Source organism: Sulfitobacter guttiformis (assembly GCF_003610455.1).
In the GTDB taxonomy this organism is placed as follows: Bacteria; Pseudomonadota; Alphaproteobacteria; order Rhodobacterales; family Rhodobacteraceae; genus Sulfitobacter; species Sulfitobacter guttiformis.
Genome location: NZ_RAQK01000001.1, coordinates 106,037 through 131,187, shown reverse-complemented (window position 1 = coordinate 131,187; position 25,151 = coordinate 106,037). Strand labels below are relative to the sequence as shown.

The window sequence follows — 25,151 nt, the reverse complement described above, 5'->3', positions numbered from 1 at the left end:
GGACCCACAGGGGCAAGAGGATGCTATCGGTGCGGCAGATCAAGCGTTGCAAGGCGCGCAAACAACGTAGCGATGCCGCCCGCGTCAAGATTGGCAAAAGCAATGCGCAGCTCGGCCTCACCGTCGCTGTGGTTCTGCGGGTAGAACATGGTTCCCGGGAGGCACAGAATACCTGCTTGGGCTACCATCAATGGGGCAAGCTGCGCACTGCTCATGACAAAAGGGTGTTGCAGATAGGCAAAATAACCACCCAGCCCCAACAATTTCCACTCCTGTGTCGCCAGCGCGGGCATGTTGGTGGTTATGGCGGCACGGCGGGTGAGGATCTCGCTTCGTTCGGCCGCCAGCCATTGGTCTAGGTTTTGCATCCCCCACAGGGCTGCAGACTGGCCAACCTGATTGGGGCAGATCGCAACAGTATCCAGAAATTTTTCGATCTCCGCTAACAGCGCGGGGGCCGCGGCAATCGCACCGATCCTGTGGCCGGTGAGGCGGTAGGCCTTAGAAAACGAATAGAGGTGGATCAGGGTTTCATCCCAGTCGGCTTGCGTGAACAAGCTGTGGGGCGCATCGCTCCCTGCATGAAAATCGCGGTATGTTTCATCCACAATGAGCGCGATTCCATGCGATCTACACAGGTCGTAAAAGGCACGCACCAAACCATCGGGATATTCGCGACCGGTGGGATTGTTTGGCGTTACCAGTACGATGGCGCGGGTCCGGGGGGTGATAAGGTCTGCCGCCTGCGCGGGATCGGGCAGCAACGTACCGTCGCAGGCAAGCGGTACGGATGTCGCCCCCGCCATATCGAGCCACATTTTATGGTTGAAGTACCATGGCACTGGAATGATGACTTCGTCGCCTTCCCCGCACAGGGCGGCGATCGCGGCGGCGAAGGCCTGATTGCAGCCCGATGTTATCGCGATCTGTTCAGGTGCGACACTGCCGCCATAAATACGGGCGGTGCGTGCAGCCAATGTTGTGCGTAAGGCAGGCATGCCCAAGACCGGGCCGTAGAGGTGCGCTGAATCGTCTTCGAGTACCGCGTCGGCCATAGCACGGCGCATATCCGGGTGCGGTGGCTCGACGGGAGCGGCCTGACTCACGTTGATGAGGGGGCGGTCAACGGGGAATGTGATGCCGTCGAGCCAGCGGCGGGCTTCCATGACAGGTGGGGCGAAAGTGGTGGCGGTGCGGGGTGCTGTCATTGCGGGCGTCCGTTGCGGGAAATTAGGTTGGAGTAAGCGTAAAGGTAAATTGAAGAAGCCGTTTTAGATCAGTCTTTTCCGCGGTAAGGTTCTACATATTGCAGAGCCATGTCCCATGGGAAAAAGATCCATGTGTCTTGCGATACGCCCGTAATGAAGGTGTCGACCATGGGCTCGCCCGCGGGTTTGGCGTAAACTGTGGCGAAATGCGCGTTGGGGTAGAGCGAGCGGACAAGCTCGAGGGTTTTGCCGCTATCTACCAGATCGTCGACAATGAGAATGCCTGTGCCATCGCCCATCATATTGTTGTCAGGAGATTTGAGCACACGGGCCTCGCGTCGCTCGTCTGCCTTTCCGCCGCCGGAATGGTAGGAAACCACTGAAATCGTGTCCACGGTGCGTATATCGAGCTCGCGTGCGACGATCATTGCAGGGGCCATGCCGCCGCGGGTGATGGCAACTACGGCGCGCCATGCACCATCGTCCGGTCCTTTGCCGTCCAGCCGCCATGCCAGTGCGCGGCTGTCGCGGTGGATTTGGTCCCAGCTGATGTGAAAGCCTTTTTCATGGGGGAGGCGGGTGTCGGACATGGCGAAGTTACCTTTGTAGTAGAAGTTTAATACCAAGACCGCCCAGCAGCACTGCTGCCGAACGGTCGATCAGGGGTTTGGCACGCAAAAAGCGGGCGCGGGCGACAGGTGCGGTCAGGATGAAGGCGCAAGCCGTGTAAAACAAGATTTCAAGAACGAGGTGATTGAGGGTGACAAAAGCGATTTCAGCCAGCGTTAGATCGGGTGGAAAGATAACCACCAGAACCGCTGCGGCGAACAAGACTGATTTGGGATTGCCGAGGTTTACCAAAAAGCCGTCGATAAACGCGCGGCCCTGCGCCTTCGGAGCGCTCCCGAGCGGGGTCGCGGCCCCGCGCCATGTCTTGATACCCAAATAGATAAGGTAGACTGCGCCCCCAATTTTCAGCGCGGCGAAGGCCCATGGAAAGAAAACAAACAGCGCGTCCATTCCCAAAAGTGCTGCCAGTGTCCACAAGCTGGCCATAATGCCTAACCCGAGGCCGGTTGAAACACCTGCGCGCCGCCCGTTCGCGATCGAGGTGCGCACAGCCATTAAAAAGGCCGCGCCGGGACTGAGGATAGAGACGATCAGTACCGCATTGAAGGCTAAGAGATTTTCGGGCGTCATCGTTTGAGGGCCATGACTTTGTGGGGCAGGGCGCGCGCACCTTCTTGAAGCGCGTTATTGTACCAGTGCGCTGTGGCGACGTGATCGGCGTACAGGGTGAGCGATGTGCTGGTGGCAAAGGTTTTTACCGGACAGCCCAACGGCTCGGACAGATTTGGGAATCCGCCGTCCAAATGCCGGATGACGCACACGACATCGACGTTCAAACGGCCCGTGATAAGTGGCGCAATTCCGGCGGTGCCCACATCCCGGGCATAGCCCGGCGAGGCAATAGTTAGTATCGCCGCCGTCATCACGCCAAGCTTCATTTGCTCATGTCTGGCGCGTCGACCGCCTTCATGCCTACCACATGATAGCCCGCGTCCACATGCAGGTTCTCGCCGGTTGTGCCCGAACCCAGATCAGACAACAGGAACAGCGCGGATTTGCCGACCTCGTCGATGGTGACGTTGCGGCGCAGCGGTGAGTTGTACTCGTTCCACTTCATAATATAGCGGAAATCGCCGATGCCGGAGGCGGCGAGCGTCTTGATCGGACCTGCGGAGATTGCATTGACGCGGATGTTATCCTTGCCCAGATCTTCGGCAAGATATTTGACTGATGCCTCAAGTGCTGCCTTTGCCACACCCATGACATTGTAATGAGGCATGACTTTTTCGGCGCCGTAGTAGGTCAGGGTCAGGCAGGAACCGCCCTTGGTCATCATCTTTTCGGCGCGCTGGACAACCGCGGTGAAAGAATAGACCGAAATATCCATGGACAGCGTGAAATTCGCGCGGCTGGTGTCAACGTAGCGGCCACGCAATTCGTTTTTATCAGAAAATCCAATGGCGTGCACGATGAAGTCAAGGCTGTCCCAGCGCTCCTTTAAACCGTCAAACAGCGCGTCAATCGATGCCTCGTCGCCTACATCACAGGGCAGTACAATATCGGAGCCGAGCGAGGCAGCCAGCGGATCAACACGTTTTTTCAAGGCGTCACCCTGATAGGAAAACGCAAGCTCGGCACCGGCATCAGCGAGCTGTTTGGCAATGCCCCAGGCAATTGATTTATCGTTGGCCAATCCCATAATCAGCCCTCGCTTGCCCGCCATCAGATTGTTCGACATTGCCTAAAACTCCGTTCATAATCAGGTTCAGATCGGTCTACGCGATTGGGTGCTGGCCATCAAGTGAGGCTAATATATATCGCATTTTGGCTTGCGAAGATGCTCGCAATGGGTGAATTGTGTGGGCAAGCAATACCATAGGCGCCTTAACGCGCCCTATATTGCATAACCACAGGGCTGTAGGGAGAGTATAGTCCGGCGGTTTTTATGTGTGTGAAAGGGAAACGATAATGTCAGACCGTACCGGTATATTTGCAGGTGACGATCCTTTTGCTTTGGCGCGTGCGTGGTTGGCAGAGGCAGCGCAGGTCGAGCCGAGCGATCCGAATGCCATCGCCCTTAGTACCGTCGATGCGGACGGTATGCCCAATGCGCGCGTTGTTTTGCTTAAAGATATTGAAAATGATGCATTTGTTTTCTATACCAACTATACAAGTGCCAAAGCGGTTGAGCTGGAGCAGGCAGGCAAAGCCGCTTTTGTGATGCACTGGAAGTCGTTGGCCCGGCAGGTGCGTGCAAGAGGCTTAATCACACGAGAGGACGGCGAAAAGGCAGATGCATATTACGCATCGCGGTCGCTGAAAAGCAGGCACGGTGCGTGGGCCTCGGACCAGTCCAAACCGCTTGAGAATCGTGCCACGCTTGAGCGGGCTTTGGAGAAGGCAGCAGCCGAGCACGGCGACACTCCCGCGCGGCCGCCTTTTTGGGGTGGCTATCGCTTGATCCCGCTAGAGCTGGAATTCTGGAGCGATGGTGCGGCAAGGTTGCACAACAGATTTCAGTGGCGGCGCGAAACGCCTGATGCGCCTTGGACAATTACACGGCTTAATCCGTAAATAATTTACGGCTTAATTTCTAAAATGCGGTTTTTTATTTTACCAGTGATGACTTTTTCTTGGCCAAAGGGGCAGATTTGCTCTTACATTTGATTTGAAAGACGGTGCGAAAAATATGTCCCTAACGCACGAGGAAGATTTACCTGAGCCCATGGCGGTTACGGGTACAGTAAAATGGTTCGATCCGGTCAAAGGATTCGGTTTTGTCCTGTCTGATGCTGGCGGCGTTGATATACTTTTGCATGTCAACGTGTTGCGAAACTTTGGACAAAGCTCGGTCGCCGACGGTTCACGCGTCGAGTTGATGGCACAACAGACCGACCGCGGCGTACAAGCCAGCGAGATCCGGTCGATCCGGCCGCCGGTCGGTGTGCAGACAACGCTGCCTGATATTGCGGGACTGGATAGAGAAGAGATAGCAAACAGCCCGCTGGTTGCCGCGCGGATCAAATGGTTCGACAAGGGTAAAGGTTTTGGTTTTGCAAATGTCTTCGGCAACCCCGAGGATGTTTTCGTTCATATGGATGTCTTGCGCCAATCGGGGCTGTCTGATTTGTCTCCGGGTGAAGCAATCGCGATCCGTGTCATCATCGGCAAGCGCGGTCGCATGGCAGCAGAGGTGCACGCATGGGAAACCGTTTCGTCGACAGACGAACATTCATCGCCGGATTAGGTCTTGCGGGATTCGTCGGGGGCAGGGCGCAGGCGCGCACGCCGCTTGACCACTGTGAGACGGACCGTGTCACCATCACGGGCGATTTTGGCAAGGCTGTATTCAACGTAGATGTCGCGGATACGGATGCCACCCGTTCGCAGGGTTTGATGCATGTTGCAGCGCTGCCCCTGAGCAAGGGGATGCTTTTTGTCTACCAGCGCCCGCAGATTCTGAGCTTTTGGATGCGAAACACGCTGATCGAGCTTGATATGCTGTTTATAGACAGTTTCGGGGTGATCGAGCACATTCACGAACGCGCCCAGCCCCATGACGAAACGCCTATTTCGCCGGGGAGCATGTTGCTCACGGGGGTGTTGGAAATCAATGGTGGGTTGGCCCGCCGCTTGGGGATCAAAGCGGGGGATGTGCTGCGCCATCCCGCCTTTCTGAGCAAGCAGGAGCCGTGGCAATGCAGCTAAATGCATTTGATAGCTCTGCGGGTTAAATTTCGGCTTTTCAATCCCGATTGCCTTCGCTAAGTAGACCTCAGTCGGGGCGTGGCGCAGCCTGGTAGCGCACCTGTTTTGGGTACAGGGGGTCGGATGTTCGAATCATCTCGCCCCGACCATTTTCGATTACCAGATCGAACTCATGCGGCCTCTTCGTTAATTCGGAGAGGCCGCAAGTGTTTTCAGCACTTGGTAACAATCCCTGTTCTGGAAAGCCTCTATGAGAATCGCGTTCGGCACACGGCACTCGGCCGCCAAACGAAAAACTTCCAACTTTCCAAGATGTGGTCAAATCTGGTTCAGCTTTAGGGTTTTTCCCCATAGCTAGTGTTGCGCTTGGGTCATTTCTGCCGGTCACTTATGACCCGTGCCAGTTTTTTCAGCGATGAATTTTGCCTGATTCCATCTTGCGAGATTCGGGCAGTCGGGGGACCTCGTTTCGGTGCCAGACCTTTGGGAAGGGATGAGGAATTTGCCATATTTGTGGCGTTTCAAAGCATTTTTTGGAAATGCATTCTCGTTAACCTTTTTGCGCATGGCGGCTGGTGTCATCACGCGGGCGTGAAGGCCACCTCTGTCCTTGGACACGTCAACCTCCAAAAAATGAATTTCTTGCTAATAAATACGTTGACCGATTGGGGTCATATACGTCAGGTTGTGCAGGCTAACAGTCACGCCACAACATGTAGTGGTTTAACACTGTGCGGCGGGCTAATGAGCAGAGTGCAGGCAAACGGTCTTAAATGACAGGAAAACAAGCGCGTATTAGGTGATTTGCACCAATGCGCACCTTGATGTGGCTCTGCCTGAAAGTCAGGAGCCGGGCACTAGATGTGGCTCTGCCTGAAAGTCAGGAGCCGGGCACTAATCGTGTGCCCAGATATGTGAAAAGCTGGATAATGGGGCAGCGCGATGAAAATTGAACGCAAATTCACCACTCAAGGAAAAGACGCTTATGCGGATCTGGATTTCGTGAGCACAGTCTCCGAAATTCGCAATCCTGACGGTTCGGTCGTCTTCCATCTCGACAATGTCGAAGTTCCCAAATCATGGAGCCAAGTGGCCTCCGACGTCATCGCACAAAAATATTTCCGAAAAGCAGGTGTTCCATCCGCTTCCAAGCGCGTGAAGGAAAAGGGCGTTCCTGAGTTCCTGTGGCGTTCGGAGCCAGCCGAAGACGCACAGATGGGCGGTGAGACCTCCTCCAAGCAGGTATTCGACCGTCTTGCGGGTGCATGGGCCTACTGGGGCTGGAAAGGTGGCTATTTCACCACCGAAGAAGATGCGCGCACCTATTATGACGAGATGCGCTACATGCTGGCCTCACAGCGCGCGGCACCCAACTCGCCGCAGTGGTTCAACACCGGTCTGCATTGGGCCTACGGCATCGACGGTCCGGCGCAGGGCCATTATTATGTGGATCACAAAACAGCCAAGCTGACCCGCTCCACCTCCAGCTATGAGCACCCGCAACCGCATGCCTGTTTCATCCAGTCCGTGGCCGACGATCTGGTCGGTGATGGCGGGATCATGGATCTTTGGGTGCGCGAGGCCCGCCTTTTCAAATATGGTTCCGGCACCGGCACTAACTTTTCGTCGCTGCGCGGCGCTGGCGAGAAACTGTCGGGCGGTGGCAAGTCCTCAGGCTTGATGGGGTTTCTCAAGATCGGTGACCGCGCTGCAGGTGCGATAAAATCTGGCGGCACGACGCGCCGCGCGGCCAAGATGGTTATCGTCGATGCGGACCACCCCGACATCGAGGAATTCATCAATTGGAAAGTTCTTGAAGAGCAAAAAGTAGCGAGCATTGTCGCAGGCTCTAAAATGCACGAGCAAAAGCTGAACCTGATCTTCAAAGCGATCGCAAGCTGGGACGGTCTGGAAGCAGATGCCTATGACCCCACCAAGAACGAACAGCTCAAGGACGCGATCCGTTCTGCCAAAAAATCAATGATTCCAGAGACATATGTCAAACGGGTTTTGGATTATGCAAAACAGGGTCACACGTCGATTGAATTCCTGACTTACGATACAGACTGGGATTCTGAGGCGTATAATTCTGTATCCGGCCAAAATTCGAACAACTCTATCCGCGTAACCGATGCATTCCTCAAGGCCGTCGAGAATGACGCAGAGTGGGAGCTGCTAGACCGCGTATCCGGCAAAGTTTCCAAAACCATCCGCGCCCGCGATTTGTGGGAACAAGTCGGCCATGCCGCATGGGCCTGCGCCGATCCGGGCATCCAGTATCACGACACGGTCAACGACTGGCACACATGCCCAGAAGATGGTGCCATTCGCGGCTCTAACCCCTGCTCGGAATATATGTTCCTTGATGATACGGCCTGCAATCTCGCCTCGATGAATTTGCTGACTTTCCTCAAGGACGGCGAGTTTCAGGTTGAGGACTACATGCACGCCTCGCGCCTCTGGACCGTGACGCTGGAAATCTCCGTGATGATGGCGCAGTTTCCTTCCAAGGAAATCGCGCAGCGGTCTTATGATTTCCGCACGCTGGGCCTTGGCTATGCCAATATTGGTGGTTTGCTGATGAACATGGGCTTCGGGTATGACAGCGACGAAGGGCGTGCCTTGTGCGGTGCCCTGACGGCAATTATGACCGGTGTTGCCTACGCCACCTCTGCCGAGATGGCCGGAGAGCTGGGTGCATTCCCCGGTTACGCCAAGAACGCCAAGCATATGCTGAGGGTTATCCGTAACCACCGCAATGCGGCCTACGGCGAGACGACAGGCTATGAGAAGCTGGCGATCAAGCCACTGGCGCTAGATCATAAAAACTGCCCGCAGCCGGGTCTGGTCGATGTGGCGATGTCCACATGGGACGAGGCGCTCAAGCTGGGAGAAAAGCACGGCTACCGTAACGCACAAACATCCGTTATCGCACCAACCGGCACTATCGGTCTGGTCATGGATTGTGACACAACTGGCATCGAGCCCGACTTTGCGTTGGTAAAATTCAAAAAGCTTGCTGGTGGCGGATACTTCAAAATCATCAACCAATCGGTTCCGGCCGCGCTCGAGAAACTCGGCTATGGTTCTGCCCAGATCGAAGAGATTATCGGATATGCCGTAGGCCATGGCACCATCGGAAACGCACCGGGCATCAATCATACCAGCCTCATGGGCCACGGCTTCGGCCCTGCCGAACTGGCAAAGGTCGATGGCGCGCTGGAAGCGGCATTCGACATCCGGTTCGTGTTCAATCAGTGGACGTTGGGTGCTGATTTCTGCACAAGGGTGCTGGGCATACCCGCAGACAAGCTGAATGACCCGACGTTTGACTTGTTGAAATCCCTCGGCTTTTCGAAAAAAGACATTGATGCCGCCAACAACCACGTTTGTGGCACCATGACACTTGAAGGTGCGCCGCATCTGAAAGAAGAGCACTACGGCATTTTCGATTGCGCCAACCCCTGCGGTAAAACCGGTAAGCGTTATCTGTCGGTCAACAGCCACATCTATATGATGGCGGCGGCACAATCGTTCATCTCGGGTGCGATCTCGAAGACAATCAACATGCCAAATGATGCGACCATCGAGGACTGCCTGAAAGCATATGAGCTGAGCTGGTCCTTGGGTGTCAAAGCCAACGCACTCTACCGCGACGGATCAAAACTGTCCCAGCCTCTGGCGGCGTCGCTTGTTGAGGACGACGATGATGCGGCGGAGATTCTTGAGAGCGGCACAGCGCACGAGAAGGCCATCGTGCTGGCCGAGAAGATCGTCGAGAAGGTAATCGTCAAGGAAATCGTCAAATCGCACCGCGAAAAGATGCCACAGCGCCGCAAGGGTTACACTCAAAAGGCAAACGTGGGCGGGCACAAAGTGTACCTGCGCACCGGTGAGTATCAGGATGGCTCCTTGGGTGAGATCTTCATCGACATGCACAAAGAGGGTGCAGGCTTTCGTGCGATGATGAACAACTTTGCCATCGCGGTCTCTGTTGGGCTACAATACGGCGTGCCACTGGAGGAGTTTGTGGACGCGTTTACCTTCACCAAGTTCGAGCCAGCAGGCATGGTGCAGGGCAATGACAGCATCAAGCAGGCGACCTCGATCCTTGATTATATCTTCCGCGAACTGGCGGTGAGCTATCTTGACCGGACCGATCTGGCGCATGTGCAGCCAGAGGGTGCAACCTTCGACACGCTGGGCCGTGGTGATGAAGAGGGCGTGGCGAATGTCTCCCAGCTGTCCGAAAGTGCAGCTTCCAAATCGCTAGAAGTGCTCAAGCAGATCACGTCGCAGGGGTACCTTCGCAACCGCGTGCCGCAAAACCTGACGATGCTGCAGGGCGGTCATTCCGCAGCGATGGAAGCACTGACGTCGATGATGCCCCAAGGGGATGGCGGCGTAGCAACAGCAGTGTCCAGCACGGCGGCAATTTCTTCGGGTTCCGCGCCGATGAACGCGCGGGTCAAAGCAAAGATGCAAGGATACGAGGGCGAAGCGTGCGGCGAGTGTGGCAACTACACATTGGTCCGGAACGGCACCTGCATGAAGTGTAACACCTGCGGCGGGACCTCCGGCTGCAGCTAAGAATTAAGTTGGGGCGCTTCGGCGTCCCATTTTTCGAGATGTGAGACTTGTCTCTGTAAAAGGGCGATGGGTTTCGCAGGATCGAATATCGATAGCGGGAGGCTCTGGTTGTTCTCTAGGAACGACTGCCGCCTTTCGCGGTTCCGGTAAGACGCCGGAACCGCTTACACGGGGCGGGTGCGCTCGCCCCTTGACGACGCATAGGCCGCAGGCAAAAATAAAATCGAGCGGTTAATAAATCGAGCCTATGCGGCGAGACTAAGCGGGGAGCGTTCGCGCTCCCCCTTTTTATGGCCTACGTTATTTCAAGTTATCCCTGTAGGACATTGAAGTATTTGTTTAACGAGCTGTGAGGCGCATACGTTCGGCCGCTGCAGCCCGCGTCAGGTAAATATGTTATCGAAAACTGTGGCGATCGGGCTTGCGTCGAAAGACCCAAGCGGCGCTCTCAGACAGGCCGTATCCACAGGGCTTAGGGGATTAGCGTTCAGTGATCGGTTATATTGGCCTTTTTTTATCTGCCCTCGTTGCGGCAACTGTTCTGCCGATGCAATCAGAGGCAGTGCTGGCCGGTCTGTTGCTAGGCGAGGGCCATGCGGTGACGGCCCTCTTGGTCGTGGCCACGCTTGGTAACGTTTTGGGGTCGGTGATCAACTGGGTGCTCGGTCGGTATCTGTTGCGCTTCAAAGACCGCCGCTGGTTTCCGTTCACAGATCAACAACTTGCCCGTGCGCAGGGCTGGTACCGTCGCTATGGCCGGTGGTCGCTGCTGGGCAGTTGGCTGCCTGTGGTGGGTGACCCTCTCACGGTGGTGGCCGGATTGATGCGCGAGCCGCTGGTGCCTTTCGTCGTTCTGGTGACGTTGGCGAAAGGTATGCGCTACATCGTGTTGGCGGGCATTGTTCTCAGTTGGGTGTGACGGCTTGAGCATTTCGGCGACCGCGCATCCGCCGCCCGTGTGAGAGGGCAGCGGAAGATAACCCTCTCGTTCAGGGCCGCAGGTGGATATTGAATTTGGCTCGAATGGCGCGGTCGAGCGCAGGATCGAGTGCCGCAGCGGAGGCTGTGCCGAGTATCTCGTGCTTGCGTGCGGTTGCCGTCGTGAGAAGATCAGGTTTTTCCTTTTCCACCCACTCTTTCGGTGACATGCGGTTGCCATACGACGGGTAGCAATGGTCGCTCTGCATCCGGCTCAGCGTGCCCGCAGTGCCGAGATAGTGGCCCGGTCCCCCCATACAGACCTGCGCGATCTGATCGAGGGCCAGCGTCTCGTCGTTGACTTCGATACCGCGCACACAGCGCAGGGCCTGACCTATGACATCATCGCCCAGAATGAGGCTTTCGTGGCAGAAACCCAATAAGGAGGCGTGCATGCCTGCGGCCTCATAGATCATGTTGCACCCCGAAAGGCCTGCCATGACGTTCGAGCACATCGTCTCCCAACCCGCCTGCATATCGGGGAGTTTGCTGTCGGCGATCCCTGCCGCAGCGCCGCCGGGCAGATCGTAGAAATTGTGCATTTGCGCACAACCCGCAGTGAGCAGAGCCTGTTCACCCGAGCCGCCCGTCATGGCACCCGTGCGCAGGTCCAGACCGAAAGGCCATGTGCCAAAGATCACCGGATGACCGGGTTTCACCGCCGTAACATATACCAGACCAGCGAGGCATTCCGCCACTGCCTGCACGATCGCTCCTGCGACCGTGGAGGGGGCCGTGGCACCTGCCATACCGGCCGAGAGTAGCAGCACCGGCATACCGTGTTTGATACATTCCTCCATGACAAGGCAGCTCTCGGTCGCGAACTTCATCGGGGGGACGACAAAACAGTTCGAGTTCGACACAAAGGGCCGCTCGCGCCATTTATCTTCGCCGCCTGCAATCATGTGCAACATCTCCATCGCCGGTGCGACAAAGGCAGGATCGGTGAAGGAGGTGCCTACATGTTTAGTGGTGCCAGCGACACAGGCGAAGATAGAGTTATAATCCATCTCCATATTGTCGGGGATATCGCGGCACACCATGGGCCGCTGGCAGAAGTGCACGTTGTCGAGGACGTCGACAATCTTTGCGGCATCGTGCAGGTCCTGCACACCACAATCGCGGTAATGCTGGCCGTCTACGTCCACCAGATGCACGGCGGCACCTGCGGTACCGTAATGAACGCGCGTGCCTGACAGGTCCAGATCATTGCGCCCGTCGCGGCTCATCAGAGTGATTGACCTGTTCGCCCGCGCTAATGCATCCTCGACCAATGCACTCGGAAAGCGGATGCGCCCGTCATCGCCCAAAATAGCGCCAGCGCCCGTGAGGTAAGCAATACCGGATGCAGGTGCATCGGCTAGCCCGATGGTGTCCAGCGCGTTGAGCGCAGCGTGGTGGATTTTTAGAACATCACCATCCGACAGCGGCTTGTATTGGCCGCCTTCAAGTCCTGCGCGCACGGGGCGCAGATTGTCGGGCAGGGCGGTGGCACGCGCGGCGCGGCGGGCAGCGCGACCTCCGATGCGGCCGGAAACTCCAGAAGCGGGGGACAATGCCGGTAATTGTTCGTTCATATAGGGTGCTTTCGTAAATAAGGGGATCAGGCGGCAAACAGGCTACCGTCCCACGGCGCCCCGCGCGCTGCACGGCCGCGCTCTGCCCCGATGGTACGAGCGACCAATAATGCGATGCATGTCCTCAGCTGCATTCCCGAACTCCCTAATATGAGAGAGAGTGAGAAAAATTTGCGCCCAGATCTGTCCTGTTTGCGACGATACCTAGATTTCAGATCAGCGTGAAATTGCCGGCGTATGGCAACTTCCGGCGGTGGTTTGCGCATGAAGTGCCGTTTTCCAAAATTAGTCTGGAACTAAGAAGGGAAGCGAGGTGTTAGTGCACCGGAAGGCAGAACATCTGTCTGCATACCAACTGTTTTTTAAGGAGTAACCCATGAAAAAGTTTTACAAATTTGGCGGCGCAACAGCGGTGTCCGTTTCCCTCCTCGGCAGCACCGCATTTGCGGGCAGCCTTGAAGATCCGGTGATCGAGACACCAGCGACAGCCGTATATGCACCTGTTGCTCCGGTCGGTACCGATTGGACCGGCGCCTACGGCGGTTTGAACCTCGGATATGCCGACATCGACGGCACCGGTGACGTTGACGGCGATGACACTACCTACGGTTTGCATGTCGGTTACGACTATGACTTTGGCAAGTTCGTACTTGGTGGTGAGTTCGAATATGACAAAACAGACATCGACCTTGGCGGTGTAGCAGAAGCCGACAGCGTGGCACGTCTGAAACTGCGTGGCGGTTACGACCTTGGTCGTACACTCGTCTATGCAACTGCGGGTGCGGCACGCGTCGACACAAGCGTAGGCGATGAAACCGGTGAATTCATCGGTGTGGGCGTGGCTTATCAAGTCACTGATCGTTTCACTGTTGGTGGCGAAGTGCTCGAGCACCGCTTTGACGATATCGGCGGTTCCGGTGTGGATGCAGACGCAACCACATTTAACCTGCGTGGCTCGTTCCGCTTCTAATTTGTCGAACGACGACCAAGCAATAATAAAGCGCGCCCCCTGAGGGCGCGTTTTTTATGTATCAGCTTGTGGCGGCGGCAGCTCTGTTAGTCACAAGCTTTTGGGCGAAGTTGCAAAGCGTGTTCAGCGCAGTGGTAAACGCGGCATCATCGACCGTCATGGCGACGCGGATGTGGCCAGCTGCTGCCGCGCCAAAGCTTTCACCGGGCATTACGGCGATCCGGTGCGCGTCGAGTAGGGCATAGGCAAACGCCTCTCCGCTGAGGCCCGTCGCCCGTATATCCAGCATCATGTACATCGCACCGGCATTGGGGATCATACCGACCACGCTTTGGGCTTTTAAAATCTCATATGCCAGCGCACGGCGGCGGCGGAATGGCTCTGCTATCTCGGTCTCGAAGGCTTCGCCTTGGCGGAGCGCAAATAGCGCCGCATCCTGAATAAAGCCCGGAACACCGTATGTTGTATGGGTTGCAAGATTTATCAGGTGGGTGACGATATGCTCAGGTGCAATAACCCAACCGATACGCGATCCGGTCATAGCGTGGCTTTTGGACATTGAGCCAATGACCAGCGTACGCTCTGCCATTCCATCAAGGCTGCGCGGCGAGATATGCATACCCTCCCAGATTTGCGTGTCGTATACTTCGTCCGAAATAAGCCACAGGTCGTGGGTGCGGCAAACCTGTGCGATTCCGTTCAGGGTATCGCGGTTGTAGACGACGCCTGTAGGATTGTTGGGCGAGTTGATCATTAACGACTTCGCCTCTGCCGCATGGGCGGCGATATCGGCTGAACGCGGTTGAAACGCCTCGCTCGCGTGGGCTTTGATCGCCTGCGGGCGCGCCGAGACACCGCGCACAGTGCCGGGGTAAGTGGCGTAATAGGGGTCGATGTAGAGCGCTGTATCACCGGGATCGAGCACTGCGGTATGCGCTGCGAAAAGGGCGGATTGGCCACCTGATGTGATGATAACATTCTCGCGCCGCGTGGGTACACCTGTGCGTGCGCTCACCCGTTCGGCAATCGCGTCACGCAGCGCAGGGATGCCGGAGATCGACGCATATCCGGTATGCCCGCCCAACGCTGTGCGGTGCATCTCTTGCAGGATGGGGGCGGCGGTGCGAATGTCATGCTCGCCAATCGTGAGTTCTGTGACGGGGGTACCTTCCGCAATCATCTGGCGCGCCCGCGCGAAAACCTCCCAGCCGTCAGAGCCGCCGCCGAGCATGGTGCTGATCCGTTGTGATGCCTGCATGGTGATATCTCCCCGTTTGATGGGCGCAGGGGCGCAGAGGGGCGCGGCATTGTCAATCATCCTTGACCTGCGTGCCTTTGCTGGGCTACTCAAACTACATGACAACACGCATGATCATTACGCGCTGTACAATTACCTGCTGAGATACTTCTCGCGGGTGTTGATCACGTTGTTTTATCTTTTCTAAAACTGTGAAATGTCCCGCGCATCCCCGCGCCGATTAGGACATATGCCATGACGATCCTCAAACTGCACAACACCAAAACACGCAAGCGCGAAGAATTCGTGCCCATCGACGCAACAAATGTGCGGATGTATGTGTGCGGGCCTACGGTCTATGATCGCGCCCATCTCGGCAATGCGCGCCCTGTGATTGTGTTTGACGTGCTCTACCGGCTTCTGCGTCATGTTTATGGAGCGGAGCACGTCACTTATGTGCGCAACTTCACGGATGTGGATGACAAGATCAATGCCCGCAGCAGCGAGACCGGTCGCCCGATTGGCGAGATCACCGCCGAGACGACGAAATGGTTTCTCGACGATATGGCAGCTGTAGGGGCCTTGCAGCCTTCGATCCATGGCACGGACAACCAGCGCGCCATGCCGCGTGCCACCCAGTATATTCCCCAGATGGTCGCGATGATCGAAGGTCTGGTCGCAGAGGGCTATGCCTACCTCAACGAGGGGCACGTCATGTTTCGGGTTCGCAATTATACCGAATACGGCGCGCTGTCGGGACGCTCGGTTGATGATATGATCGCTGGCGCGCGTGTCGAGGTTGCTCCCTACAAGGAAGACCCGATGGATTTCGTTATGTGGAAGCCATCGGATGCACAGACCCCCGGCTGGGACAGCCCATGGGGGCGCGGACGTCCGGGTTGGCATATAGAATGCTCTGCCATGGCACATGATCTGCTGGGCGCACACTTCGACATCCACGGTGGGGGCAATGATCTGATGTTTCCGCACCACGAGAACGAGATCGCGCAAAGCAAATGCGCAGGTCATGATTTCGCGAATGTCTGGTTGCACAATGAGATGTTGCAGGTAGAGGGCAAGAAGATGTCCAAATCGTTGGGCAACTTTTTTACCGTGCGCGATTTGTTGGATCAAGGCGTGCCGGGCGAGGTGATACGCTTTGTGATGCTGTCGACGCATTACAGGAAGCCTATGGACTGGACGGAGAAGAAAGCCGCTGAAGCATCACGAACTTTGAAGAAGTGGCGCAAAGTGACCGAAGGTGTCGTAGCGTCCCCCAAGATACCACAAGTTGTTATCGATACTCTTGGAGATGACCTGAATACGGCGGGCACTCTGACCCTGATGCATGAGTTTGCAAGCGCGGGTGCATTCGCTGAACTGAAAGCGAGCGCAGAGCTTCTTGGTATATTGACAGAGGAATTAGGTGGGTGGACGGAGCTAGGTGGTGCTCAGCTCGATGGTTGGACTGAATTGCTGTCTGTTGCTCGAATGAAGGCAGTGGAAACCAAGGACTTTTCAGAAGTGGACCGGTTGAAGGCTATTTTGACAGATGCTGGTGTAACAGTTCAGATGGGTAAAGACGGAATTGTCCTAGCCGCCGGTCCTGAAGTTGACTTAGCCAAATTAGAGGCCCTCAAATGATATCTCTAGCAACACAGAACGGCGCTAGTCCGACGGGGGGCACCAAGCGCCACCCCGATGAGGTGGACTGGCGCTGCTCGTGCCAAGGGCACGCACTTCGGATAGTACGAGAAGAGGCTATAGAATGAAGACCCGCCTCTCTCTCTATGATACTACGCTGCGGGACGGCCAGCAAACCCAAGGCGTGCAATTCTCCACCGAGGAGAAGCAGATAATTGCGAAATCCCTCGACGCGCTGGGCGTGGATTATATCGAAGGCGGCTGGCCGGGTGCCAACCCCACAGACTCAGCCTTTTTCGATGAGGCACCAAAGACGCGGGCAGTTCTGACTGCCTTCGGCATGACGAAGCGAAATGGCATGTCGGCGGAAAATGATGATGTGTTGGCTGCCGTAATAAACGCAAATACCCAAAGCATTTGTCTGGTGGGCAAGACCCATGAATTCCATGTGACCACCGCGCTGGGCATAACCTTGCCCGAAAATACCAGCAACATCGCGAAATCCGTGGCCCATATCGTAGCTGTTGGTCGCGAGGCCCTGTTTGATGCCGAGCATTTCTTTGACGGATATAAGGCCAACCCCGTTTATGCGCTGGAGGCGATCCGCGCTGCCTATGATGCCGGTGCGCGCTGGATTGTGTTGTGTGATACCAATGGGGGTACCTTGCCATCCGAGGTGGGCCGCATCACGGGCGAGGTGATCGCGTCAGGGATAGATGGTGCGCGCCTTGGCATACATACCCATAACGATACCGAAAACGCGGTAGCCTGCACTTTGGCAGCAGTTGACGCAGGTGCGCGCCAGATCCAGGGCACTCTCAATGGTCTGGGGGAGCGTTGTGGGAATGCGAACCTCACAGCGCTTATCCCGATCCTGAAACTTAAGGAGCCATATGCGAGCCTCTACGAGACAGGGGTGAGCGATGCCGCGCTCGAAACACTAACACGCACCTCGCGTATGCTCGACGAAATACTCAACCGTGTTCCCCTGCGGCAGGCTGGTTTTGTTGGCTCGTCTGCTTTTGCCCATAAGGCGGGTCTGCACGCCAGCGCGATCCTGAAGGACCCCAGCACATACGAGCATATCATACCCTCGCTGGTTGGAAATACGCGCATTATCCCGATGTCCAATCAGGCGGGTCAATCCAACCTGCGCCGCCGTCTTGGCGAAGCGGGACTTGTGGTGGCAAAGGACGATCCGGCCCTTGCATTGATCCTTGACGAGGTGAAGGCGCGAGAGGGGATAGGCTATAGCTACGATACCGCGCAAGCGAGTTTCGAGCTGTTGGCGCGCAAGGCGCTGGGCCAGATGCCGGAACTCTTCGAGGTCAAGCGCTACCGCGTGACTGTCGAGCGGCGCAAAAACAAATATGACCAGATGATCAGCCTGTCAGAGGCAGTGGTTGTGGTGAAGGTTGATGGCGAAAAACGTCTGTCGGTGTCCGAAAGTATGGACGAGACAGGAAGTGACCGCGGTCCGGTAAATGCGCTCAGCAAGGCGCTGGTCAAGGACCTGGGCCAGTATTCAGTACTGCTGGAAGATATGAGGCTGGTAGATTTCAAGGTTCGCATCACCCAAGGCGGTACCGAGGCGGTAACCCGCGTTATCATCGACAGTCAGGACGGGCAGGGGCGGCGCTGGTCCACTGTGGGCGTATCGGCAAACATCGTCGATGCCTCGTTCGAAGCGCTGCTGGACGCGATCCGCTGGAAGCTGATCAGGGACAAGAGATAGGTTATGATTATCAGGACTTTGCAATCTCTGTGCATCGCTGCTGCGCTTTTGTTGGCACTGGCGATAGGACTGGTTTTCACGCGGTATCCCGATCAGAGGGATGACGCTGGAAGTCTTGATTTTTCGCAGCTTTCCGACGCGGACATGGAGACTGCTGCAGCTTTGCAGGGCGTTGCGATGCGCGATGGGTATAGCCTTCAGGTGCGGACCTACGGTGGGGCGGATGATGTGCCGCTGTTGGTCATGGTCCACGGCTCGGGTTGGCACGGATTGCAGTTTGACAGCCTCGCCGACGGATTGTCTGAAAATGCCGATGTGGTTGTTCCCGATTTGCGCGGCCATGGGACAGCACCGGACCGGCGGGGTGATGTGGATTACATTGGCCAGCTCGAAGATGATCTGGCCGATCTGATTGCAACTTTGGCGAAGCCCGGTCAGGCCGTGATCATGGCCGGACACAGTTCGGGTGGCGGATTGGTGGTGCGGTTTGCGGGCGGGGCACATGGCCACCTGCTGGATGGCGCTGTGCTTATGGCACCTTTCCTTAAATATAATGCACCCACCATGCGTGAGAATGCGGGCGGCTGGAGTAACGCACTCACGCGGCGGATCATCGGATTGAACATGCTTAACGGTGTCGGGATCACCGTGTTGAACGATCGGCCTGTTGTGCAGCTCAATATGCCCGAATCTGTTGTGAGCGGACCATTGGGCGGTACCGCGACACTCTCCTATTCCTACCGCCTCAACAGATCTTTCGCTCCACGCAGTGACTATCTTGAGGATATTGCCGCTCTACCGCGCTTTATCCTGCTTGCGGGTGGCGCCGACGAGGCGTTTGTGTCCTCGCAATATGCACCGACAATGGGGGCTGTCACCGATAAGGGCCGGTTTGACATGATCCTCGGGGCGACCCATCTGGGGCTGGTCAATGATCCGCGCACCCTTGGTATACTCAAAGGATTTCTCGATGAATACTGATCCCTCGACCGACCCATTTTTCGCTCTTCACCGCGATCTTCCGCGTGAGGGACCGGGCGAGGCGGCGGATGTGGCCTGGGCTGCGTCTTTGCTCGGGCTGTCTGCCACAGCGCGGATTGCCGATGTCGCCTGCGGACCGGGGGGGGATATCGCTGCTTTGCTCGCTGCGGCCCCGCAGGCCCATGTGACCGCCCTCGATAAGACGCCGCATTTTGTCCAGGCGGCGCGGGAGGCGTGGCGCGGTGATGGCCGTGTGACGGTTCTCAAGGCGGACATGAAAGTTATCGCCAACCCCTATGACCTGATCTGGTGCGCGGGGGCTGTCTATTTCATCGGCGTTGGTGCGGCTCTGAGGTCTTGGCGAAAATCGCTGCTGCCCGACGGGGCGATCGCCTTCTCCGAAGCGTGCAGGTTTACCGATGCCCCGTCACCGCGGGCGCAAGCACTGTGGGAAAAGGAGTATCCCGACATGACCGACAGGCAGGGCATCACTGAGCAGATCGAGGCAGCGGGTTACCGTGTTCTTGGCCAGCGGCGCCTGAACGATACGGCATGGGAAGCCTACTACACGCCGTTGGATGCGCGGATCACGGCATTGCGAGATGGCGCAGACCCTGCCTTGCGCGAGGTTCTGGACACCGCTGCGGAGGAGGTGGCGTGCTGGCGCGCCCACCGTGATGAATACGGCTATTTGCTGAGTGTGGTGGCCCCTGCATGAAGTTGTCGGACGACCTAAACGCCTGTGCGGGCATCGTCGAGCGTGGCGATCCGTTGCGGTTTCGCACGGCCATGCTGGCCCCTGTACCGCTGCGGGCCTCCCTTTTTGCGCTTTATGCATTCAACGTCGAAGTCAGCCGTGCGCCGTGGGTCACCCAAGAGGCGATGATTGCGGAGATGCGCCTACAGTGGTGGCGCGATGTGTTGGAGGAAATCGCAACGGGAGGGCCCGTACGGCGCCACGAAGTGGCGACGCCGCTTGCTGCTGTCTTGAGCGCCGAGCAGGCCGTTACGCTGGACGCGCTGGTTGCGGCCCGCCGCTGGGATATCTACCGAGACCCTTTCGAGGATGCTGCGGATCTGGCGCGCTATATTGATCAGACGGCAGGGCATCTGATGTGGGTTGCCGCCTCGCTGTCAGGATTTTCTGCTGAAGGCCCTGTTCGGCGTGCAGGTTATGCGTCGGGCATTGGCTCGTGGTTACGAGCGATCCCCGCACTTGAGGCGGCAGGCCGTGTGCCACTTCTGGATGGGACACAAGACGGCGTCATTGCGCTGGCGTCTGACGGGTTGGCCGCTCTGGCGGAGGCTCGCGCCCACAGGGGAGAGATCGCGCGCAGTTGTACGCCCGCACTGTTGCCGGCCACCGCAGCCGAGCCTGCCCTTCGCGCCGCGATAACGCATCCACAAGCTGTTGTTGAGGGGGCCTTGCCAGAAACGGGATTCGCCTTCAGGCTTCGTGCCGCCTCTGGCCTCTGGTAAGCAGCGTTTAAGCGGCGGCCGTGCGGCGGTCATGTATCACCAGCCAGATAAGCGAGCCTGCCGCGAGGATCAGGAACGGGATCATAAAGTAGTTCACCGCCGACCATCCCGCCTGTGCTGTCCCGCCCGAGCAGTTCATTAATCCACCCGACGCCAGCGAGGCTGCGGTTACGCCGCCAAATACAAGCAGATCGTTCAAACCCTGCATGCGCCCACGCTCGTGGGGAGCATGGGCACTGGTGAGCATGGAGGTCGCGCCGATGAACCCGAAGTTCCACCCGATCCCGAGCAGCACCAGCGCCAGAAAGAAATTGCCAAGCTGCACGCCTTGCAATGCCACCAGTCCGGCAGCGCCGAGGATAGCAATGCCGGAACCGACAATCCGCTCGACCCCGAAACGGTTGATCAGATGGCCGGTGAAAAACGACGGCGCAAACATCGCAAGAACATGGCCGGTGACGACAAATCCGGCGATGACCTTGAATTTGACCGAGGTTTCCTGACCCGCAAACATATCGGCAAAGAACGGCGGCAGTGGTGTGTCACCGGCAATGCCGCAACCCACAACGGCCAGCGGGGTTGACGTCATCACAAGGTTCATCAGTGCATAAGATACCATTGCACAGATTACGGCCACGGCAATGCGGGGAGTGCGCAAAAGCTCCATCCGGCTGCGACCGCGCGGGGCGTCTATGGCGGGGATCGGCGGCTTGGGGATGTCGATGAAGAAAAACAGAAGCGAGCCTAGAATGTTCAGAACGGCAACTGCCACGTATGTACCCACAAATGGGACCGCCGTGAGGCTGAGCGAGGTCGCAGACGCCAGTTGTGGCCCGATAATGGCAGAGACAAGTCCGCCTGCCATGACATAGGAGATCGCCTTTGCACGGTATTCCTCTGATGCCGTGTCGGCGGCGGCAAAACGGTAGAACCCCTGCGCGGACATATAGATCCCCGTCAGGAAAGAGCCTGTGAGGAAGATCGGAAAAGAGGAGATAAACAGCCCGTAGGCTGCAATCAGCGCGCCTGATGCACCGCCCGCTGCCCCGAGGAAAAAACCAGCGCGCCGACCGTAGCGCTGCATGATCGCCGAAACCGGCGTGGCCGACAGCATTGATCCGAGGACAATCATGGATATAGGCAATGTGGCAAAGCAGATGTTGGAGGCCAGCGATTGTCCAGCAAGGCCGCCTACAAGAAATATCATCGGCATCTGTGCGCCGAGAAATGCCTGTGCCGCAACCAGCACCATTACGTTGCGCTTTGCGCGGGTGTCGTCAATCATCGTGATCTTCCTTTGTCTGGCATATCGGTACGCCTGTGATCAGGACGGGGCAACCCTTCGTGTGCTCTTGCGTCGGGTTTGCGCGGGCTCCATGTTAAGTCTATGAAACAAGACCACCACATCCTTTTACTCGCTGGCAGCTTCGAGGCGCGGTCTATGGCGCAGGCACTGGCTTCGCGCGGCATCAGGTATACTGCGTGGTTGTCCGAAGCACCGCGCGGTGCGGCGCCGATGCCGCAGGTGCCAGTGCTGCGCAGGTTCGAGGACGCATCCCAGATGCAGGAGCAGGTGGCACAGGGCGGATTTACATCCGTGCTGGATGCCAGCCATGCATTTGATCGCAACGTGACGCAGCAGGGTTTTGCGGCGGCATGCGCGCTCGGGCTGCCCTATCTGCGGCTGGAGCGGCCCCTATGGAATGTGGCGGAGAATGCGCGCTGGCAGCGGGCGGCAGATGTGGCAACGGCAAATACAATGATACCTGCGGGTGCGCGTGTTTTCTGCGCGACAGGCTGGGACAGCCTCGAGAGGTATGCGCGCTTTGCAGGAGAGGTTCTGATGCTGCGCCAAACGCGACGCCATGAACGCGCAGCGCCTTATCCCTTTGTGGAGCTTGTATTCGGTGATCCCCCGTTTGATGTTGCCGCCGAAAAGGCTTTGTTTTCAGCACTTCGGGTTGATCTGCTCATCTGCCGTAACCTTGGCGGGCTGGCCAGCCGTCCAAAACTGGATGCTGCTGCTGCGCTTGGGCTTGATGTGATCTTGATTGATCGGCCCGCTACTCCCGCGAATATCGCAGCTGTGGCGCAGGTCGAGGAGGCGTTGGCTTGGGTGTCATCGCTGTGACTGCTTTGATAAGAACGCAGGCGGATGTTGCGCGGGGTGCGTCATGGCTGGCGGGTCAGGAGCCGCGCTTTGCTAATGCTTTGGCAAAGACCGGCCCGCTGCCTCTGCGCCTTGCACCGGACGGGTTTGCAGCGCTTTTCAACAAAATTGTAAGCCAGCAAGTTTCGGTCGCCTCGGCGCGGGCAATCTGGGGCAGGGTAGAGGCGGCGGGTCTCGTCACACCCTTGGCTGTGCAGGCCGCCCGCGAGGATGATCTGAAGGCGGTCGGTTTGAGCAGGCCTAAGATTAAATATGCCCGTGCACTGGCGCAGGCAGGCGTTGATTATAACGCGCTGCGCGAGGCCACTGACGCGGGTGTGATCACCACATTGACGGCTGTGCCGGGCATCGGGGTCTGGACGGCGCAGGTTTATGCGATGTTCAACCTTGGCCGCGCGGACGTCTTTGCTCCGGGTGATCTGGCGCTACAGGAAGCGGTGCGGATGCTGTGGGATTTGCCAGCACGTCCCGATGCCAAAATGCTCGAGAAGATGGCGCAGGACTGGTCGCCATGGCGGGCAGTTGCGGCGCGCCTTTTGTTCACTTACTACCGTCATATCAAAGATCGGGAAGGACTAACATGACACGTGTGCTGAATGCGGAACGCCGCGAAACAATCTCGGGCGAGACCCGCTCGATTGTTGTGTTCGTCCATGGTTACGGGGCGAACGGGGCGGACCTTTTGGGTCTTGCCGACCCGCTGGGCGAGCATTTGCCAGATACGTTATTTGTGTCGCCCGATGCGCCAGAAAGCGTTGCGGGAATGCCCAACGGGTACCAGTGGTTCCCGATCCCTTGGATCGACGGATCGAGCGAGGAAGAAAGTGCGCGGGGCATGGCCCAAGCCTTAGAGGACCTGAACGCGTTTCTGGATGCGCTCATGGTTGATGAGGACGTGCTGCCCGAGCAGGTCGTATTGTTTGGCTTTTCCCAAGGAACGATGATGAGCCTGCATATCGCTGCGCGCCGCCCCGACGAGGTGGCAGGCGTTGTTGCGATCTCCGGCCGCTTGCTGTCGCCCGATACGCTCAAGGACGAGGTTGTATCGCGCCCTCCGGTCCTGCTCATTCATGGTGACCAGGACGACGTGGTGCCGCCTCAATCATTGCCGGAAGCTGCAGAAGCGTTGCAAGAGGCGGGTTGGACTGACGTGTACGCGCATATCATGAAGGGAACTGGCCACGGCATCGCCCCTGATGGCCTGTCGGTTGCGCTTGCATTCATGCGCGACAAACTGGGTCTATAAGCGGCCGGCAAGCCCTGCGACATCTTGTACAAATGCAAGGCTTGCCAGTGAGGAAACACCGGATATAGTCGTGTCAAACGGATACAGGATGGCATGCAAATGGACTCCGATTTACGAGACGGGGATTTCAGAACAGAATTCACGCGAAGTCCCGCGGCCCTCAAGGACCGACCAGCGCTGGTTCTGAACGCTGATTACCGACCCTTGAGTTACTATCCGCTGTCGCTGTGGAGTTGGCAGGACGCGGTGAAGGCCAAATACCTCGACAGGGTGGACATCGTGGCAGAGTATGACGATTGCGTTCATTCCCCCACGACAACCCTTCGGATCCCTTCGGTGGTTGTGTTGAAAGATTATGTAAAACCTCAAAAGCGCGTGGCCTTCACGCGCTTTAATTTATTTCTGCGTGACGAATTCAGGTGTCAGTATTGCGGATCGCGGGGCGACTTGACGTTCGACCACGTGGTGCCACGCGCCAGTGGTGGCGTGACGAGCTGGCAAAACGTGGTGGCGGCTTGCTCTCCTTGCAATCTGCGAAAAGGGTCGAAGGCGCTGCACCAAACGGGCTATACCTTGCGCAAACCCCCGCGACAGCCCGACGCCGAGGCGCTGCGCAACACGGGTCGCAAATTCCCGCCGGGACATTTGCACGACAGCTGGATGGATTTCCTCTATTGGGATGCAGAGTTACAGGCCTGAGTGTGCTTCACCTTGGAAAATGTAGAGGGAAGCATAAATCTCCCAAAAACGGGGGTTTTGCTTCCAAATTGGAAGCATCGGATTCACCAAGCTATGATTTCAGGGGTTTAACGGAAGGTTTTTGTCCTTGTGCCGAGGGACAAAAGTTGAACTCGCTTAATTGCTTTTGCTCCAAAAAATGAAGTGCAAGCCGATTTCAACACTACGCTAGAGTGTCGTATGTGGGGCTCCTCATTCGACACCAGGGGCGGAAACCGGTCGTTCGCTGCAGATGCAAGCTTTGGTCTACAGATAGCCAAAGCGGACCTACAGAGTGCTAGAGTTTAAACCTTCTGAAAATAGCGAAACAAGCTCGATAG

23 protein-coding genes and 1 tRNA gene are annotated in these 25,151 nt (G+C 57.2%); 16 read left to right on the top strand and 8 right to left on the bottom strand.

Annotated elements, in window-relative coordinates; all coding sequences use genetic code 11:
* Positions 1–23: 23 nt before the first annotated feature.
* The 5 genes from C8N30_RS00630 to fabI form a co-directional block, all read right to left on the bottom strand.
* Positions 24–1,208, bottom strand: a complete 1,185-nt coding sequence (locus tag C8N30_RS00630; RefSeq protein ID WP_025062554.1) for an aminotransferase — start codon at positions 1,206–1,208, stop codon at positions 24–26.
* 68 nt (positions 1,209–1,276) lie between these two features.
* Positions 1,277–1,798, bottom strand: a complete 522-nt coding sequence (gene gpt, locus C8N30_RS00625) for a xanthine phosphoribosyltransferase (RefSeq protein WP_025062553.1) — start codon at positions 1,796–1,798, stop codon at positions 1,277–1,279.
* 7 nt (positions 1,799–1,805) lie between these two features.
* Positions 1,806–2,408 carry a LysE family translocator gene (locus C8N30_RS00620; RefSeq protein WP_025062552.1) on the bottom strand — a complete coding sequence of 201 codons (603 nt, stop codon included), beginning with the start codon at positions 2,406–2,408 and terminating at the stop codon, positions 1,806–1,808.
* Complete coding sequence (locus C8N30_RS00615) at positions 2,405–2,716, bottom strand: hypothetical protein (RefSeq protein WP_025062551.1); 312 nt, start codon at positions 2,714–2,716, stop codon at positions 2,405–2,407. Before C8N30_RS00615 ends, C8N30_RS00620 begins: the two co-directional genes overlap by 4 nt.
* Entirely contained in the window at positions 2,713–3,516 is an 804-nt protein-coding gene (gene fabI, locus C8N30_RS00610; protein ID WP_025062550.1) for an enoyl-ACP reductase FabI, read from the bottom strand. Before fabI ends, C8N30_RS00615 begins: the two co-directional genes overlap by 4 nt.
* Before the next feature lie 230 nt (positions 3,517–3,746).
* On the opposite strand from fabI, the gene pdxH reads away from it, so the two are divergent.
* The 6 genes from pdxH (at position 3,747) to C8N30_RS00575 (ending at position 10,995) form a co-directional block, all read left to right on the top strand.
* Positions 3,747–4,352, top strand: coding sequence for a pyridoxamine 5'-phosphate oxidase (gene pdxH / locus C8N30_RS00605; RefSeq protein ID WP_025062549.1), 606 nt, complete (start codon positions 3,747–3,749; stop codon positions 4,350–4,352).
* Positions 4,353–4,467: 115 nt separating this feature from the next.
* Complete coding sequence (locus C8N30_RS00600) at positions 4,468–5,025, top strand: cold-shock protein (protein WP_084273670.1); 558 nt, start codon at positions 4,468–4,470, stop codon at positions 5,023–5,025.
* Positions 4,980–5,486 carry a DUF192 domain-containing protein gene (locus C8N30_RS00595; protein WP_037967933.1) on the top strand — a complete coding sequence of 169 codons (507 nt, stop codon included), beginning with the start codon at positions 4,980–4,982 and terminating at the stop codon, positions 5,484–5,486. Before C8N30_RS00600 ends, C8N30_RS00595 begins: the two co-directional genes overlap by 46 nt.
* Before the next feature lie 72 nt (positions 5,487–5,558).
* A tRNA-Pro gene (locus C8N30_RS00590) sits at positions 5,559–5,635 on the top strand.
* Positions 5,636–6,428: 793 nt separating this feature from the next.
* Positions 6,429–10,076, top strand: a complete 3,648-nt coding sequence (locus C8N30_RS00580) for a vitamin B12-dependent ribonucleotide reductase (RefSeq protein WP_025062545.1) — start codon at positions 6,429–6,431, stop codon at positions 10,074–10,076.
* 490 nt (positions 10,077–10,566) lie between these two features.
* On the top strand, positions 10,567–10,995 hold the full coding sequence (locus C8N30_RS00575; protein ID WP_025062544.1) for a YqaA family protein: 429 nt from the start codon (positions 10,567–10,569) through the stop codon (positions 10,993–10,995).
* Positions 10,996–11,065: 70 nt separating this feature from the next.
* Here C8N30_RS00575 and C8N30_RS00570 read toward each other — a convergent pair whose 3' ends face one another.
* Entirely contained in the window at positions 11,066–12,631 is a 1,566-nt protein-coding gene (locus tag C8N30_RS00570; protein WP_025062543.1) for a trimethylamine methyltransferase family protein, read from the bottom strand.
* Between the two features lie 376 nt (positions 12,632–13,007).
* Between C8N30_RS00570 and C8N30_RS00565 the strand changes: the two genes are divergently transcribed.
* Positions 13,008–13,601: an outer membrane protein gene (locus tag C8N30_RS00565; protein ID WP_025062542.1), complete on the top strand. Its 594-nt coding sequence runs from the start codon at positions 13,008–13,010 to the stop codon at positions 13,599–13,601.
* A gap of 61 nt (positions 13,602–13,662) precedes the next feature.
* Here C8N30_RS00565 and C8N30_RS00560 read toward each other — a convergent pair whose 3' ends face one another.
* Entirely contained in the window at positions 13,663–14,859 is a 1,197-nt protein-coding gene (locus C8N30_RS00560) for a pyridoxal phosphate-dependent aminotransferase (RefSeq protein WP_025062541.1), read from the bottom strand.
* A 234-nt stretch (positions 14,860–15,093) separates the two neighbouring features.
* Here C8N30_RS00560 and cysS point away from each other — a divergent pair, with 234 nt between their 5' ends.
* The 5 genes from cysS (at position 15,094) to C8N30_RS00535 (ending at position 20,677) form a co-directional block, all read left to right on the top strand.
* Positions 15,094–16,482, top strand: a complete 1,389-nt coding sequence (cysS, locus tag C8N30_RS00555; protein ID WP_025062540.1) for a cysteine--tRNA ligase — start codon at positions 15,094–15,096, stop codon at positions 16,480–16,482.
* A 124-nt stretch (positions 16,483–16,606) separates the two neighbouring features.
* Positions 16,607–18,217 (top strand): citramalate synthase, encoded by a 1,611-nt coding sequence (gene cimA / locus C8N30_RS00550; RefSeq protein ID WP_025062539.1) that lies wholly within the window; start codon positions 16,607–16,609, stop codon positions 18,215–18,217.
* Between the two features lie 3 nt (positions 18,218–18,220).
* A complete protein-coding gene (locus C8N30_RS00545; RefSeq protein ID WP_025062538.1) occupies positions 18,221–19,198 on the top strand; it encodes an alpha/beta hydrolase in 978 nt (325 codons plus the stop codon).
* Positions 19,188–19,916 (top strand): class I SAM-dependent methyltransferase, encoded by a 729-nt coding sequence (locus C8N30_RS00540; protein ID WP_025062537.1) that lies wholly within the window; start codon positions 19,188–19,190, stop codon positions 19,914–19,916. The genes C8N30_RS00545 and C8N30_RS00540 overlap by 11 nt, the downstream gene beginning before the upstream one ends.
* Positions 19,913–20,677 (top strand): squalene/phytoene synthase family protein, encoded by a 765-nt coding sequence (locus tag C8N30_RS00535; RefSeq protein WP_025062536.1) that lies wholly within the window; start codon positions 19,913–19,915, stop codon positions 20,675–20,677. Before C8N30_RS00540 ends, C8N30_RS00535 begins: the two co-directional genes overlap by 4 nt.
* A 7-nt stretch (positions 20,678–20,684) precedes the next feature.
* Here C8N30_RS00535 and C8N30_RS00530 read toward each other — a convergent pair whose 3' ends face one another.
* Positions 20,685–21,962 carry an MFS transporter gene (locus C8N30_RS00530; RefSeq protein ID WP_037967930.1) on the bottom strand — a complete coding sequence of 426 codons (1,278 nt, stop codon included), beginning with the start codon at positions 21,960–21,962 and terminating at the stop codon, positions 20,685–20,687.
* Between the two features lie 102 nt (positions 21,963–22,064).
* On the opposite strand from C8N30_RS00530, the gene C8N30_RS00525 reads away from it, so the two are divergent.
* The 4 genes from C8N30_RS00525 (at position 22,065) to C8N30_RS00510 (ending at position 24,792) form a co-directional block, all read left to right on the top strand.
* Positions 22,065–22,808 (top strand): precorrin-6A/cobalt-precorrin-6A reductase, encoded by a 744-nt coding sequence (locus C8N30_RS00525; protein WP_025062534.1) that lies wholly within the window; start codon positions 22,065–22,067, stop codon positions 22,806–22,808.
* Positions 22,799–23,431 (top strand): DNA-3-methyladenine glycosylase family protein, encoded by a 633-nt coding sequence (locus C8N30_RS00520; RefSeq protein ID WP_025062533.1) that lies wholly within the window; start codon positions 22,799–22,801, stop codon positions 23,429–23,431. The genes C8N30_RS00525 and C8N30_RS00520 overlap by 10 nt, the downstream gene beginning before the upstream one ends.
* A complete protein-coding gene (locus C8N30_RS00515; protein WP_025062532.1) occupies positions 23,428–24,093 on the top strand; it encodes an alpha/beta hydrolase in 666 nt (221 codons plus the stop codon). Before C8N30_RS00520 ends, C8N30_RS00515 begins: the two co-directional genes overlap by 4 nt.
* Before the next feature lie 99 nt (positions 24,094–24,192).
* Positions 24,193–24,792, top strand: a complete 600-nt coding sequence (locus tag C8N30_RS00510; RefSeq protein ID WP_025062531.1) for an HNH endonuclease — start codon at positions 24,193–24,195, stop codon at positions 24,790–24,792.
* The last annotated feature ends 359 nt before the right edge of the window (positions 24,793–25,151 follow it).

Bases quoted from the DNA above. Each gene is read 5' to 3' on its own strand.
- pdxH (WP_025062549.1), top strand. From the start codon at position 3,747: ATGTCAGACCGTACCGGTATATTTGCAGGTGACGATCCTTTTGCTTTG.
- cimA (WP_025062539.1), top strand. From the start codon at position 16,607: ATGAAGACCCGCCTCTCTCTCTATGATACTACGCTGCGGGACGGCCAG.
- cysS (WP_025062540.1), top strand. From the start codon at position 15,094: ATGACGATCCTCAAACTGCACAACACCAAAACACGCAAGCGCGAAGAA.
- C8N30_RS00620 (WP_025062552.1), bottom strand. From the start codon at position 2,408: ATGACGCCCGAAAATCTCTTAGCCTTCAATGCGGTACTGATCGTCTCT.
- C8N30_RS00560 (WP_025062541.1), bottom strand. From the start codon at position 14,859: ATGCAGGCATCACAACGGATCAGCACCATGCTCGGCGGCGGCTCTGAC.
- C8N30_RS00630 (WP_025062554.1), bottom strand. From the start codon at position 1,208: ATGACAGCACCCCGCACCGCCACCACTTTCGCCCCACCTGTCATGGAA.
- C8N30_RS00510 (WP_025062531.1), top strand. From the start codon at position 24,193: ATGGACTCCGATTTACGAGACGGGGATTTCAGAACAGAATTCACGCGA.
- C8N30_RS00580 (WP_025062545.1), top strand. From the start codon at position 6,429: ATGAAAATTGAACGCAAATTCACCACTCAAGGAAAAGACGCTTATGCG.
- C8N30_RS00570 (WP_025062543.1), bottom strand. From the start codon at position 12,631: ATGAACGAACAATTACCGGCATTGTCCCCCGCTTCTGGAGTTTCCGGC.
- fabI (WP_025062550.1), bottom strand. From the start codon at position 3,516: ATGTCGAACAATCTGATGGCGGGCAAGCGAGGGCTGATTATGGGATTG.
- C8N30_RS00530 (WP_037967930.1), bottom strand. From the start codon at position 21,962: ATGATTGACGACACCCGCGCAAAGCGCAACGTAATGGTGCTGGTTGCG.
- C8N30_RS00595 (WP_037967933.1), top strand. From the start codon at position 4,980: ATGGGAAACCGTTTCGTCGACAGACGAACATTCATCGCCGGATTAGGT.
- C8N30_RS00525 (WP_025062534.1), top strand. From the start codon at position 22,065: ATGAAACAAGACCACCACATCCTTTTACTCGCTGGCAGCTTCGAGGCG.
- C8N30_RS00615 (WP_025062551.1), bottom strand. From the start codon at position 2,716: ATGAAGCTTGGCGTGATGACGGCGGCGATACTAACTATTGCCTCGCCG.
- C8N30_RS00540 (WP_025062537.1), top strand. From the start codon at position 19,188: ATGAATACTGATCCCTCGACCGACCCATTTTTCGCTCTTCACCGCGAT.
- C8N30_RS00545 (WP_025062538.1), top strand. From the start codon at position 18,221: ATGATTATCAGGACTTTGCAATCTCTGTGCATCGCTGCTGCGCTTTTG.
- C8N30_RS00600 (WP_084273670.1), top strand. From the start codon at position 4,468: ATGTCCCTAACGCACGAGGAAGATTTACCTGAGCCCATGGCGGTTACG.
- C8N30_RS00535 (WP_025062536.1), top strand. From the start codon at position 19,913: ATGAAGTTGTCGGACGACCTAAACGCCTGTGCGGGCATCGTCGAGCGT.
- C8N30_RS00515 (WP_025062532.1), top strand. From the start codon at position 23,428: ATGACACGTGTGCTGAATGCGGAACGCCGCGAAACAATCTCGGGCGAG.
- C8N30_RS00565 (WP_025062542.1), top strand. From the start codon at position 13,008: ATGAAAAAGTTTTACAAATTTGGCGGCGCAACAGCGGTGTCCGTTTCC.
- gpt (WP_025062553.1), bottom strand. From the start codon at position 1,798: ATGTCCGACACCCGCCTCCCCCATGAAAAAGGCTTTCACATCAGCTGG.